This window comes from Pseudomonas farris, from assembly GCF_019145235.1.
Taxonomy (GTDB): Bacteria; Pseudomonadota; Gammaproteobacteria; order Pseudomonadales; family Pseudomonadaceae; genus Aquipseudomonas; species Aquipseudomonas farris.
On record NZ_JAHSTV010000011.1, the window covers coordinates 124,831 to 137,908 of the forward strand.

General features: G+C 57.8%; 10 protein-coding genes, 4 tRNA genes and 1 pseudogene. 5 read left to right on the forward strand and 10 right to left on the reverse strand.

Annotation, left to right across the window (positions count from 1 at the left end; genetic code table 11):
• The first annotated feature begins 129 nt into the window (after positions 1–129).
• Positions 130–2,211, forward strand: a complete 2,082-nt coding sequence (locus KVG95_RS22695) for a carboxy terminal-processing peptidase (RefSeq protein WP_195840090.1) — start codon at positions 130–132, stop codon at positions 2,209–2,211.
• Positions 2,212–2,356: 145 nt separating this feature from the next.
• Positions 2,357–4,147 (forward strand): bifunctional diguanylate cyclase/phosphodiesterase, encoded by a 1,791-nt coding sequence (locus tag KVG95_RS22700; RefSeq protein WP_217858040.1) that lies wholly within the window; start codon positions 2,357–2,359, stop codon positions 4,145–4,147.
• Between the two features lie 147 nt (positions 4,148–4,294).
• Here KVG95_RS22700 and KVG95_RS29915 read toward each other — a convergent pair.
• The 6 genes and pseudogenes from KVG95_RS29915 to bamJ all read right to left on the reverse strand — a co-directional run bounded on the left by KVG95_RS29915 (position 4,295) and on the right by bamJ (position 7,808).
• Positions 4,295–4,623 (reverse strand): annotated as a pseudogene (locus KVG95_RS29915) (hypothetical protein).
• 488 nt (positions 4,624–5,111) lie between these two features.
• On the reverse strand, positions 5,112–5,519 hold the full coding sequence (locus KVG95_RS22705; protein WP_217858041.1) for an SEL1-like repeat protein: 408 nt from the start codon (positions 5,517–5,519) through the stop codon (positions 5,112–5,114).
• Positions 5,520–5,891: a hypothetical protein gene (locus KVG95_RS22710; protein WP_007898892.1), complete on the reverse strand. Its 372-nt coding sequence runs from the start codon at positions 5,889–5,891 to the stop codon at positions 5,520–5,522.
• Positions 5,888–6,229 (reverse strand): helix-turn-helix domain-containing protein, encoded by a 342-nt coding sequence (locus KVG95_RS22715; protein ID WP_052963710.1) that lies wholly within the window; start codon positions 6,227–6,229, stop codon positions 5,888–5,890. Before KVG95_RS22715 ends, KVG95_RS22710 begins: the two co-directional genes overlap by 4 nt.
• Before the next feature lie 115 nt (positions 6,230–6,344).
• Positions 6,345–6,800, reverse strand: coding sequence for a YkvA family protein (locus KVG95_RS22720; protein ID WP_217858042.1), 456 nt, complete (start codon positions 6,798–6,800; stop codon positions 6,345–6,347).
• Positions 6,801–7,094: 294 nt separating this feature from the next.
• Positions 7,095–7,808 carry a BamJ family beta-barrel-assembly machinery protein gene (gene bamJ, locus KVG95_RS22725; protein ID WP_217858043.1) on the reverse strand — a complete coding sequence of 238 codons (714 nt, stop codon included), beginning with the start codon at positions 7,806–7,808 and terminating at the stop codon, positions 7,095–7,097.
• A gap of 270 nt (positions 7,809–8,078) precedes the next feature.
• On the opposite strand from bamJ, the gene KVG95_RS22730 reads away from it, so the two are divergent.
• Both KVG95_RS22730 and KVG95_RS22735 read left to right on the forward strand, forming a co-directional pair.
• A complete protein-coding gene (locus KVG95_RS22730) occupies positions 8,079–9,911 on the forward strand; it encodes a di-heme-cytochrome C peroxidase (RefSeq protein ID WP_217858044.1) in 1,833 nt (610 codons plus the stop codon).
• A 3-nt stretch (positions 9,912–9,914) separates the two neighbouring features.
• Entirely contained in the window at positions 9,915–11,051 is a 1,137-nt protein-coding gene (locus KVG95_RS22735) for a catalase family protein (RefSeq protein ID WP_217858045.1), read from the forward strand.
• A gap of 290 nt (positions 11,052–11,341) precedes the next feature.
• Here the strand turns inward: KVG95_RS22735 and KVG95_RS22740 are convergent.
• The 4 genes from KVG95_RS22740 to KVG95_RS22755 all read right to left on the reverse strand — a co-directional run bounded on the left by KVG95_RS22740 (position 11,342) and on the right by KVG95_RS22755 (position 11,883).
• Positions 11,342–11,418 (reverse strand) — tRNA-Asp (locus tag KVG95_RS22740).
• Between the two features lie 19 nt (positions 11,419–11,437).
• Positions 11,438–11,513: transfer RNA gene (locus KVG95_RS22745), tRNA-Val, on the reverse strand.
• A gap of 199 nt (positions 11,514–11,712) precedes the next feature.
• A tRNA-Asp gene (locus KVG95_RS22750) sits at positions 11,713–11,789 on the reverse strand.
• Between the two features lie 18 nt (positions 11,790–11,807).
• Positions 11,808–11,883 (reverse strand) — tRNA-Val (locus KVG95_RS22755).
• A 160-nt stretch (positions 11,884–12,043) separates the two neighbouring features.
• Between KVG95_RS22755 and rdgC the strand changes: the two genes are divergently transcribed.
• The gene (gene rdgC, locus KVG95_RS22760) at positions 12,044–12,964 is read left to right on the forward strand and encodes a recombination-associated protein RdgC (RefSeq protein ID WP_052967943.1); all 921 of its coding nucleotides are present in this window, start codon (positions 12,044–12,046) and stop codon (positions 12,962–12,964) included.
• The last annotated feature ends 114 nt before the right edge of the window (positions 12,965–13,078 follow it).

Here is a 13,078-nt window from a genome sequence, read left to right on the forward strand (position 1 = left end):
ATAGTGAGTCTGGACTGAGCCCGAAGCTGTAGCGCCGGGCTTTTTGCATTATGCGACCGGTCCCTGTGGATCCGGCGACTTCAAAGACGGCCTAATATGCGTTATCAATTGTCCCCGCGTCGAATCAGCATGAAGCATCTGCTCCCCAGCACCGCCCTCGCTCTTGTCATTGGTCTCGGTCTTTTGCCGATGTCGAGCAATTCGTTCGCAGCCAACAGCTGGGACAAGCTTCAGCCCGATCGTGACGAAGTAATCGCCAGTCTGAACGTCGTCGAATTGCTCAAGCGTCACCATTACAGCAAGCCACCGCTCGACGATGCACGCTCCGTGATCATCTACGACAGCTATATCAAGCTGCTGGATCCATCGCGTAGCTACTTCATGGCCAGCGATATTGCCGAATTCGACAAATGGAAAACCCAGTTTGACGACTTCCTCAAAAGCGGCGACCTGAACGCCGGGTTCACCATCTACAAGCGCTACCTGGACCGCGTCAAGTCGCGTCTGGACTTTGCCCTTGCCGAGCTGAACAAGGGTGTCGACAAGATCGACTTCACCGCCAAGGAAACCTTGCTGGTCGATCGCAAGGATGCCCCTTGGCTCAAGACCAACGCAGAACTGGACGACCTGTGGCGCAAACGCGTCAAGGACGAAGTGCTGCGGATGAAGATCTCCGGCAAAGAGTCCAAGCAGATTCAGGAAACCCTGACCAAGCGTTACAAGAATCAGCTGGCGCGTCTGGACCAGACCCGTGCGGAAGACATCTTCCAGGCGTACATCAACACCTTCGCCATGTCCTACGACCCGCACACCAACTATCTGTCGCCGGATAACGCGGAAAACTTCGACATCAACATGAGCCTGTCCCTGGAGGGCATCGGCGCCGTGTTGCAGAGCGATAACGATCAAGTGAAAGTCGTTCGTCTGGTGCCTGCCGGTCCGGCCGACAAGACCAAGCAGGTTGCACCGGCCGACAAGATCATCGGCGTGGCCCAGGGCAACAAAGAGATGGTCGACGTGGTCGGCTGGCGCCTGGACGAAGTGGTCAAGCTGATTCGTGGTCCGAAAGGCACCGTGGTGCGCCTGGAAGTGATTCCGGCCAGCAACGCGCCGAACGACCAGACCACCAAGATCGTGCCGATCACCCGCGAAGCGGTGAAGCTCGAAGACCAGGCGGTGAAGAAGTCGGTCCTCAACCTCAAGCAGGATGGCAAGGACTACAAGCTCGGCATCATCGAGATCCCGGCCTTCTATTTGGACTTCAAGGCCTTCCGTGCTGGCGATCCGGACTACAAGAGCACCACCCGCGACGTCAAGAAGCTGCTGACCGAGCTGCAAAAAGACAAGGTCGACGGCGTGGTCATCGACCTGCGCAACAACGGCGGCGGTTCCCTGCAGGAAGCCACCGAGCTGACCAGTCTGTTCATCGACAAAGGTCCGACCGTACTGGTGCGTAACGCCGATGGCCGGGTCGATGTACTGGAAGATGAAAACCCGGGCGCATTCTACAAAGGCCCGATGGCATTGCTGGTCAACCGTTTGTCCGCCTCGGCTTCGGAGATTTTCGCCGGCGCCATGCAGGACTACCACCGTGCGCTGATCATCGGCGGCCAGACCTTCGGTAAAGGCACCGTGCAGACCATTCAACCGCTGAACCATGGCGAACTGAAACTGACCCTGGCCAAGTTCTACCGGGTTTCCGGTCAGAGCACCCAGCATCAGGGCGTACTGCCGGACATCGATTACCCGTCGATCATCGACACCAAGGAAATCGGCGAAAGCGCCCTGCCGGAAGCCATGCCGTGGGACACCATTCGTGCGGCTATCAAGCCTGCGCTTGACCCGTTCAAACCGTACATCACGCAGCTCAAGTCCGAGCATGACGTGCGCACGGCCAAGGACGCGGAGTTTGTGTTCATCCGCGACAAACTGGCCCTGGCGCAGAAGTTGATGAGCGAAAAAACCGTCAGCCTCAATGAAGTCGACCGTCGTGCACAGCACGCCGATATCGAAGCCAAGCAACTTGCCATGGAAAACATCCGTCGCAAGGCCAAGGGCGAAGAGCCGCTCAAAGAACTGAAGAAAGAAGACGAGGATGCCATCGCGGCCGAGCAGGACAAGACCAAGCCAGAAGACGATGCTTATCTGAGCGAGACCGGGCGGATTCTGCTGGATTACTTGAAACTCAACACCGCGGTTGCCAAGCACTAAGTTGTTACAAGCAAGATGATGGCAATTTAATGTTGACGCTCCCCTGAGCGTCATCAAACAGTCATCATTCTGTCGTGAAATACAGGACTGGGCGTGCTCTTTAACGAGAACACGCCCAGTCCTTTTTTTATCGCCAGAGAACGCCATGACCACGACCGAACAGCTGAGTGCCTTGAGTTCAATACTGACTCAAAGCGGTTTGCACAGCCTGTTCCAGCCGATCATTTCCCTCTCTGAACGACGCATCATCGGTTATGAAGCCCTCAGCCGTGGTCCCTCCAATAGTCCGTTGCACTCCCCCGTCGCCCTGTTCGCAGTAGCCCGCCAGGCCGGTCGCCTCAGCGAACTGGAGATCGCTTGCCGTCAAAGTGCTTGCCGCCGTTTCAATGAACAGCAACTGCCCGGCAAACTCTTCCTCAATGTGTCCCCGGAATCCCTGCTCGAAGCCGCCCACCAACCCGGACGCACCCTGCAACTGCTGCAGGACTTCGGCATACCACCGAGCCAGGTGGTGATCGAACTGACCGAACAGACCCCGACCGACGATTTCCAGTTGCTGCAAACCGCCCTGCATCACTATCGGGCAATGGGATTTTCCATTGCCCTGGATGATCTGGGTGCGGGTTATTCGAGCTTGCGGCTCTGGTCTGAATTGCGCCCGGATTACGTCAAGATCGATCGGCACTTTATCGACGGCATTCATCAGGACGCGCTCAAGCGTGAGTTCGTCGGCTCGATCCTGCAGATAGCCAAGGCTTCGCGTGCAAAAGTGATCGCCGAAGGCATCGAATTGCCGGAAGAACTGGCGGTGCTGACCGAAATGGGCGTCGATCTGGTCCAGGGTTATCTGCTCTGCCGACCCCAGGAGCATCCGCCCCGGGATGTCCGAACCTTGATGCCCAAACCAAACAGCGTCGCCGCGATACTGAACGAGGAAGTCAGTGACCTCAGCGCCCTGCTCAACGACCAACCGGCGGTGACCAGTGATACCCCGACCGCCACCGTGCTGGAAGCTTTCCGCCGCCAGGCCAACCTGAACTCCCTGGCGGTGCTCGACGAACAGGGTCAGCCCTGCGGCATCGTCCACCGTCATTCGCTCTCGGACGCCCTGCTCAAACCCTTTGCCACCGACCTGTTCGCCCGCAAACCCATCAGCCGCTTGATGAGCGACGACTTCCTCGCCGTGGAGCTGAGCCAGTCGCTGCAACAGGTCAGCCGCTTGATCACCAGCCGCGCCCGCCAGCGCATCGAAGAAGACTTCATCATCACCCTCAACGGCGGCTATCTGGGGCTGGGCCGAGTGATCGACGTGCTCAAACTGATTACGGAACTGAAAATCCAGCAAGCCCGCTACGCCAACCCGCTGACCCTGCTACCGGGCAACGTGCCGATCCAGCAGTGCCTGACACGGCTGCTGCAACAGAAACGGGAATCGGTGATCTGCTACGTGGACATCGACAGCTTCAAACCCTTCAACGACATCTACGGCTACGGTCGCGGGGATGAAGTCCTGCTGTGCCTGGCACAATGTCTAAACGACCGCGTCGACCCTTCCCGCGACTTCGTCGGCCATATCGGCGGCGACGACTTCCTGCTGGTGCTCGGCCCGGAAGACTGGCGCAAACGCCTGAATCAACTGCTGGATGACTTCCACAGCCAATGCCGACGCTTTTACCGCAGCGAACACCTGGAAGCCGGCTGCTTCATCGCCCCCAACCGCCAAGGCGTAAGACAAGAGTTTCCACTGCTGTCACTGTCCATCGGCGTGGTGCATTTGCATCCACAGGCCTGTGGACAACTCGATGCGAGCCAGTTGGCAGAGATGGCATCACAGGCCAAGCATCACGCGAAGAATGTGCCGGGGTATAGCGTGCATGTGATTGATAGCCTGGCGATGCCCGGACCTGAAGAAGAACTACTCATTGGACATCGCTGATTGATCTGACGCCTTCGCGGGCAAGCCTCGCTCCCACAGGTTTTGTGTTGTTTGTGAATATTGCGTACGACACAAAACCTGTGGGAGCGAGGCTTGCCCGCGAAGAGGCCCGCTCAGGCACCATAAATTTCCAGGGCTAATCCGTCACTAGGCATCGCCTGAAGGCCGAGCCCGCAACCGCCGCCCAATCACATCCAGCACATCGCAGCCATCGCGCAGTGGAATGGCACAGAGCAAGGCAAAGTCGCTGAGTATCGTCGAATCACACTCGACTGAACCGCGCATGGACAGGTTCTCAAGTACCTGCGTGACGGCGCGAATTCGATAGTTGGCAGCGTCATACTAACATCGAGCGGCGCGTGGGTATCGACGAACAGCGTGGGCATGTCATTGCAGTTGCTGGTGAGCGCCATGAAACGGCTATTGGGGTGGGGAGTTGGTTTTTCGTAGGGTGGGTCAGGGGTAATTACTGTCATTGTTTGATTCCTAACGTATGGATTGGAGCCGCCAGAAATCACTTCCACACAATAGGTGGCGGCTGTACGCAGGTGCGGAAGACCAGGACGTTAGGCACCTGGCGCACTCGAAAGCGCCCCGCGCACAGCCACCATAAAACACAGGCGATAAAAAAACGCCGAACTGGTGGCGCTTGATGCGCCTAACGATAGAAGGGCTTCCACGCCCTGTCACTGAATTTGCAGTGACACCCCAAGACTATCGATGGAGCGCATCGCGCACCAGTTCATGAAAACCGCTACAACTTGAAGGAAATCTCCGATGGATCTGCCCGGCAATAAACGCGCGAGACTTTGCGGGGGATCAATCAGGAAAGAAGTCGGGAAAGGATGATGTTGACGTAGGGTGATTCTCTAATGATCACTCAACTAATCAACAAGCAGGAATAAACGCAAACGTGGCGAGAGGTTTCCCTTTCGCCACGTTAATTTGTCAGACACACAATTATTTAATCCGCAGAACCACGAGACGCCAACTCTTTCAATTTGAGTTCGGCCAGCGGATGCCCGGCCTTCGCCGCCATTTCCCACCAGCGAGCCGCTTCAGCCGGATCAGGCGCCTTGCTCGGCGTTCCGGCCAGGCTGATCACACCAACCTGATAGGCCGCCTTGCCATCCCCCGCCAATGCGGCCAGGCGCAGTAATCGCACACCTTCCTCGCGAGCCCCAAGACCGACGCCGCGAAAGGCTAGAATGTGGCCGTAGAAGCTCTGGGCATCAACATCACCCAGGTTCGCCATACGCGCGAACTGGCCCTCGAGCCAACTCCAGCCTCGCGGCTGACGCACAAACCACGACCAGTGAAACAACCGGCGGGCCAGCCAGTAACTGGCCCGCGCCTTGAGTCGTAAAAACACTCAGGCTTCCGCCGACTCGGGGTACTCGTATTCGAACACTCGCACCACTTCCGAGGCATGCCAGGACGCGGCAGCCACGCCATCGGACGGTCCGGAGAAGCGCCCGAGGCGCTCGACACATTCGAAGAAGCCGGTGCGCGGCAAGCGGCTGGCGCCCTGGCTGATCACCAACGAGCTGCGCAACGGCTGCTCGGCTCTGGCATCCAGCGCCGCCAGGTGCTCAAGAGCTGCGGTCAAGGTTTGCATGGCCGGCGTGGGTAGCTGCAAACGCTCCAGCAACGCCCGATAAGTCAAAAGATGGCGCTGACGACGCGCCTGATCCAGCTCCCCCAGCAATCCATCCCAGTGTTGACGACTGATGCGTACGCTCACGATTCATCCCTCCATCCTGGCACCGTCAATTCCCAGGCGAGGCTGCGGCGAATAGCAGCGTCGGGTTGACGCTCACCGCTTTCGATCAAGGCGAGATATGACGGGCTGATGCCTACCGTGCGGGCGAGCGCCTCAATGGCGATGCCCTTCCCTTCGCGCAAATTGCGTAGTTGATCCAGACCCGGAAGAGTCTGGTCTGACGCCGCCGCGGGAGGCACTGTGGCGTCACGCGGTGGTTGTTGCTTGATGCCTGCTGCTTTCAGTAGAGCCTGATACTGAGCCCATGGCAGAACCGCATATTCGGGTTCGCCTTCGCGTGTAATTATCTGAATATCCATGACTACCCCGTAGGACAACGACACTTAGCGAGTCGGCGCTTTTCCTTAGAAGTGTAATCCTAACAGCGGCCAAGGTCGCGGTGGGGTATGAATATATGGAGGATTCTGAATTGGCTCAGTTTTTTTTCGGGCCCTGCAGCTGTAATTGTTCGGGGGTATCAGGCAAGCGCTCGACTACCGCGAGCTTCTCCGGCAGCTGACGCTTACGCCAGGCGCGGAAGGCGTTGAGCTCGTCATCGAGGACTTTCATCAACCAGGCCAGCACGGCAATGTCGTCGAGCATGCCGAACATCGGGATGAAATCCGGGATGGCATCCACCGGGCTCAGGAAATACATCAGGCCGGCCACCACAGAAATCAGTGCTTTCGGGCTGATGGCCCGGTATTCGCCACGCCAGTAAGCCAGGCAGAGTGCCTGCAACAGGCGCAGATCGTCTTTGAGTTTGCCCAGACGATTACCCTGGCTGGCACCTTTGCTGGCAACCGCGAACAGCAGGGTCGGCAAACGACCACGGGCGAGCAGGCGTCCGGCCAGAGGCAGGAAACGAGCGAAATTCCAGGGCGTTTTCATTTGTTCCTCTCGCTGAAATGTTATCCACACAAATTGTGGATAACCTTGTGAACAGAGCTGCATTTCATCGCTGAAAGCCCCGTTTCATAAGGGCCTGACTCAGATCGGGCGTTTTTTACTCACATAAAAAAACCCAAGATTTCATTGACTTGGCGTTCTGACCCGTCTAGCTCGAGCGCCCTCACTGGCTATGACTTCAGCGTATCGCATCCGTTCGCTTTGTTTACCGCCACTGAACGCCAGATGCAACAACGCCCCGCATAAGCGAGGCGTTGTTTTTAGAGCAGACGCGTATTACTTGGTGGCGTCTTGTTTTGCTGGATCCTTGATGGCCAGCAGCTCCAGGTCGAATACCAGCACCGAGTTGGCTGGGATCGCAGGGCTTGGGCTCTGGGCGCCGTAAGCCAGTTCGCTAGGGATGTACAGTTTGTACTTCTCGCCAACGTGCATCAGTTGCAGGCCTTCGACCCAACCCGGAATCACACCGCTGACTGGCAGATCGATCGGGCTGCCGCGCTCGACGGAACTGTCAAAAACGGTGCCGTTGGTCAATTTACCGGTGTAGTGAACAGTCACTACGTCGGTCGGCTTAGGCTGAGCGCCATCGGCTTTCTTGACCACTTCGTATTGCAGGCCGGAAGCCGTGGTGGTGACACCCGCTTTCTTGCCGTTCTCTTCGAGGAATTTCTTGCCGGCGGCTGCCGACTCTTCGCTCATCTTGGTCAGACGCTCTTCAGCACGCTTTTGCAGTGCGGCGAAGGCTTCGACCAACTCTTCATCTTTCAGCTTCTGTTCTTTCTTGCCAACGGCATCTTCGATGCCCTGGGCAACTGCTTTGGAATCCAGGTCATCCATGCCTTCCTGAGCCAGGCTTTTGCCCATGTTCAGGCCGATACCGTAGGAAGCTTTTTGCGCCGGGGTTTTCAGCTCTACGCTGGTCTGCGAATCACAACCCGCAAGTACCAGGCCAACCAGGGCCACCGCCGCCGCCAACCGATGCTGTTTCATGCTATTTCCTTGTTCATGCGCCTAAAGGGCAATCGAGTAAAGCCGCGAGCTTATCAGGCCGCCACGACCAATGGCTACCGGCATGAGAGCAGGAAACGTCTGATAAGTTCAGGTGTTTAAACGCATTTCGGCTATAGAAGGATGAAGCTTCTGTCATTTGGCTCTTATAGACTCAAGGGCCGGTTCCCACAGCCTCTGGCGTAATGGCCTCTTGCCGCACCTCGTCAGCTGAGGCATAAGGGAGCTACAAATTGACAAGGATGTTTTATCTTGCGCCTCATATTCCGCTTGCTGATTCTGATCGCCGTATTTCTGGGGCTAGGCCTCGCCATCGTGCTGTATTACGTCGCCAACCCGAGATTACCGGCCTGGTCACCGGCGCAACAGGTGAATTACCTGGAGCAATGGAGCGCCGCCGACCGCCAGGCTTACTACTTCACACCTCAAGGTACCCAGGTCAAAGGCTTGCGTTATGACTGGTTCAACGCCTTGGAATTGCCCTTCTCGCAAAAACGATTCGCCGCTCCTGAATACCTCGCACGCTTTGGTTTTCTGATCGACCCGAGCCAGAAAGCCACGCCGAACAACCCCGGTAACCTGCCCGTCGGTTTTGCCCGTCATCAAAACCCCGGCAGCCAGGACGAGTTTCTGGACATCACCTGCGCCGCCTGCCACACCGGCGAATTGCGCTTCAATGGCCAGGCCGTGCGCATCGACGGTGGCTCGGCCCAGCATGTATTGCCGTCCAGCGTCCCTACCTTGCGTGGCGGCAGCTTCGGCCAGGCACTGGTGGCCAGCCTCGCCTCGACTTACTACAACCCTTGGAAATTCGAACGTTTCGCACGCAACGTTCTGGGCCAGGACTACGACGCACGGCATCAACAGCTGCGCCAGGATTTTAAAGTCTCACTCGATACCTTCTTGAAAGTGGCCTGGAACGACACCCATCGCGGTCTCTACCCCACCGAAGAAGGCCCTGGCCGCACCGATGCCTTCGGGCGTATTGCCAACGCCAGCTTCGGCGACGCGATTTCACCCGCCAACTACCGTGTGGCTAACGCTCCGGTGGACTACCCGCAACTGTGGGACATGTGGACCTTCGACTGGGTGCAGTGGAACGGTTCGGCGCAGCAACCGATGGCCCGTAATATCGGAGAAGCCTTGGGTGTGGGCGCCACGCTGAATTTCTTCGACAGCAGCGGGCAGCCGTTCAAGGGCGACGACCGCTACCCGTCCAGCGTCCGGGTGCGCGATCTGCACCGGATCGAAGAAACCCTGCAACGACTCAAACCGCCCGCCTGGCCGGAAGCTCTGTTGGGCAACATCGACAAGCCCCTGGCCGCAAAAGGCCGTGAACTATTCGCTGAAAACTGCGCCGGGTGCCACGTACCCCGCGTCACCCAAAGCGATGGCAGACCGGTGCATCATCTGAAATTACTGCCTGTGGAGGAGATTGGCACAGATGCCGGCGCCGCCAACAATATTGCTGATCACCGCTTCGATCTGACGGCCTTGCAGTGGGATCCGGCAGAGCTTGCGCAACTGGACGTACAACTGCATCCCAAACCCACAGAACCCTTGGATATGAGCCAGTTGTCCGTGGCCAAGGGGCTGGCTTACGTCACTGCTTTCGTGAGCAACCAGGCCTACCGCGAAGCCAATGTGACACCTGCAGAGCGCCCGAACCTGGATGGATTCGGCCTGCCGATCGGCGTTCAAGAGTTGCGTAGCTATAAAGCCCGACCATTGGCAGGCGTCTGGGCCACGCCGCCGTTTCTGCACAACGGTTCGGTGCCGACCATCTATCAACTGCTCTCGCCACAAAGTGAACGCGCCGCCACGTTCTACAAGGGCACCTTCGAATACGACCCCAAACATTTGGGCTATCGCACCGAAGCCTTCACCAACGGTTTTGTGTTCGACACCCGTATCACTGGTAATCACAACAGCGGCCACGAGTTCCGCGCAGGCGAGCGCGGGAACGGCGTCATTGGTCGTCTGCTGCAACCGGAGGAACGCTGGGCGCTGCTGGAATACCTGAAGGTGTTGGGCGGCCCGCTTGAGTCGCAATTGCCAGTCCGCCTTCTCAGTCAAAAGGATTGACCCATGCTGATCACTCTCTGGTTGCGCCTGGGCGCCTTCCTCGGCAAAACCCTGCTGTGGCTGCTGGGTCTGGGCCTGCTCGGCTGGGCGCTGATCATGGCCTGGTCCGCCTGGCAGCATCGCGGCCCGGTATCAGCTGAAGAACTGATTCCGGACGGCGAAGCGGCGATGACCCAGGACATCATCCAGACGGCCGTGCGCATCGTCGATCAACACCGTGAAAGTACTCGCTACCTGCGCGATGCCCACGCCAAAGCCCATGGCTGCGTGAAGGCCGAGGTTCAGGTGCTGCCGGAGCTGGCGGCGGAGTTACGTCAAGGCGTGTTCAGCGAGCCCGGCAAAACCTGGCAAGCGACGATGCGGCTGTCCAATGGTAATGCGTATCCGCAGTTCGATAGCATCCGCGATGCTCGGGGCATGGCGATCAAACTGTTCGATGTGCCTGGTAAACAGCTGCTGAATGACCAACAAGGGCGCAGCGAACAGGATTTCGTGATGTTCAACCATCCGAACTTCTTTGTCAGCGATGTCGCCGAGTATCGTCAGAATGTGGCCGCTCAGGCTGATGGCAAAAAGGTCATGGCGTTCTTCCCGGGTTGGGACCCGCGCACCTGGCAGGTTCGCCATCTGTTTATTGCGCTGGCGACGCTCTCCCCTGCCCCCACAAGCCCGACGCAGACCACTTACTTTTCGGTTTCGCCGTACAAGTTCGGTGAAGCCAATGCCAAATTCCGGGTGATGCCGGATCCTGATAACTGCCCGGCCTACGCGCTGCCCACGCAAAATCAAAACCTGCCGAACTTCCTGCGCAGTGCGCTGAACCAGCAGCTGTCGACCGATCGGGTGCCGGCGTGTTTCGTCTTGCAGATCCAGCGTCAGGATGCGGGCAAGTACATGCCGATCGAAGACACCAGCATCGAATGGCGTGAACGCGATGCACCCTTCGAAACCGTGGCCCGGATCAAACTGCCTGCCCAGGATTTCGACACCCCGGCGCTGAACCTGCAATGCGACAACCAATCGTTCAACCCATGGTTCGGCCTTGAAGCCCATAGGCCGATTGGCGGGATCAACCGGTTACGCAAAGCGGTGTACGAGGCCGTCAGCGACTACCGGCACAGTCGTAACGCCGAACAATAGGCAAGGCAGAAACGAAAAAAGCGACCAGAACAGGTCAATGCTGGTCAGGTGCGGAACCTGCGGGAGCGGGCTTGCTCGCGAAAGCGGTGTATCAGGCAACATCAATATTGACTGTGCCGCCGTCTTCGCGAGCAAGCCCGCTCCCAGATGGATTGCGTTTAACTTGCATTGCCCGAACAGGTCGCATTTGCAGTGGGAACCAGCACAAAGCCAAATCCCAGACAGCAAAAAGCCCGCATTAAGCGGGCTTTCTGTGGTGATCTGGCGTTCAGCGTTCCAGATACCGAATATGGCGCAGCGGACGGGACTCGAACCCGCGACCCCCGGCGTGACAGGCCGGTATTCTAACCGACTGAACTACCGCTGCGCGTAGCGTTGAAAGTAAGTGGTGGGTGATGACGGGATCGAACCGCCGACATTCTGCTTGTAAGGCAGACGCTCTCCCAGCTGAGCTAATCACCCTTTACCTTCGTTGCGGGGCGCATTGTGCCACAGATTTTCATAAAGTGTTGATTTAATTGATAAATTTATCAAAAAAATCTGAAAACCGGTAAAACGACACGACCTGCAGGAACAACGTTCAAACCATGGACAGAAAAAAACCCGCGTTAGCGGGCTTTTCCGTGGTGACCTGGCGTTCAGCGTTCCAGGTTACCGAATATGGCGCAGCGGACGGGACTCGAACCCGCGACCCCCGGCGTGACAGGCCGGTATTCTAACCGACTGAACTACCGCTGCGCGTAACACTAAAGCGAATGGTGGGTGATGACGGGATCGAACCGCCGACATTCTGCTTGTAAGGCAGACGCTCTCCCAGCTGAGCTAATCACCCTTCACTTTCGGTGTGGCGCGCATTCTACGGAGCGACCCAACCTCTGGCAAGAACTTTTTTAATTAATTTTCTCAGGCCTTCCAAAGGCTTAGAGAAGGGTTGGCCTATGGCACACGGAGGACAATAATGCCCCCCTTTGTATAAAGGAGAGACTCACCCCATGTGGTTCAAAAACCTGCTTATCTATCGCCTGACCCAAGATCTGCCTTTTGATGCCGAGGCGTTGGAAACTGCACTGGCCACCAAACTGGCGCGTCCATGTGCAAGCCAGGAGTTGACCACCTACGGTTTCGTCGCGCCATTCGGTAAGGGCGAAGACGCGCCGCTGGTGCACATCAGCGGTGACTTCCTGCTGATCGCCGCCCGAAAGGAAGAGCGCATTCTGCCGGGCAGCGTCGTACGCGACGCGGTGAAGGAAAAGGTCGAAGAGATCGAAGCCGAACAAATGCGCAAGGTCTACAAAAAGGAACGCGATCAGATCAAGGATGAAATCATCCAGGCCTTCCTGCCCCGCGCCTTTATCCGCCGCTCGTCGACCTTCGCCGCCATCGCGCCGAAACAGGGCCTGATCCTGGTTAACTCGGCCAGCCCGAAACGTGCCGAGGACCTGCTGTCCACCCTGCGCGAAGTGATCGGCTCGCTGCCAGTGCGTCCGCTGACGGTGAAGATGTCGCCGACCGCCACCATGACCGAATGGGTCACCACCCAGAAAGCCGCGAATGATTTCTTCGTGCTGGATGAGTGCGAGCTGCGCGACACCCACGAAGACGGCGGCATCGTGCGCTGCAAGCGTCAGGACCTGACCAGCGAAGAAATTCAGCTGCACCTGAGCACCGGCAAAGTGGTCACTCAACTGTCGCTGGCCTGGCAGGACAAACTGTCGTTCGTGCTCGACGACAAAATGGTGGTCAAGCGCCTGAAGTTCGAAGACCTGCTGCAAGATCAGGCGGAACAGGACGGTGGCGACGAAGCCCTGGGCCAACTGGACGCCAGCTTCACGCTAATGATGCTGACCTTCGGCGACTTCCTGCCGTCGATGGTTGAAGCGCTGGGTGGTGAAGAGACCCCGCAAGGTATCTAAGCCGACGCACAGTCTAAATGTGGGAGCGGGCTTGCTCGCGAAGGCGTCCTGACAGTCAACATCATCGCTGAATGTCAGACGAGCAAGCCCGCTCCCACATTGGTTTGTGGTGCT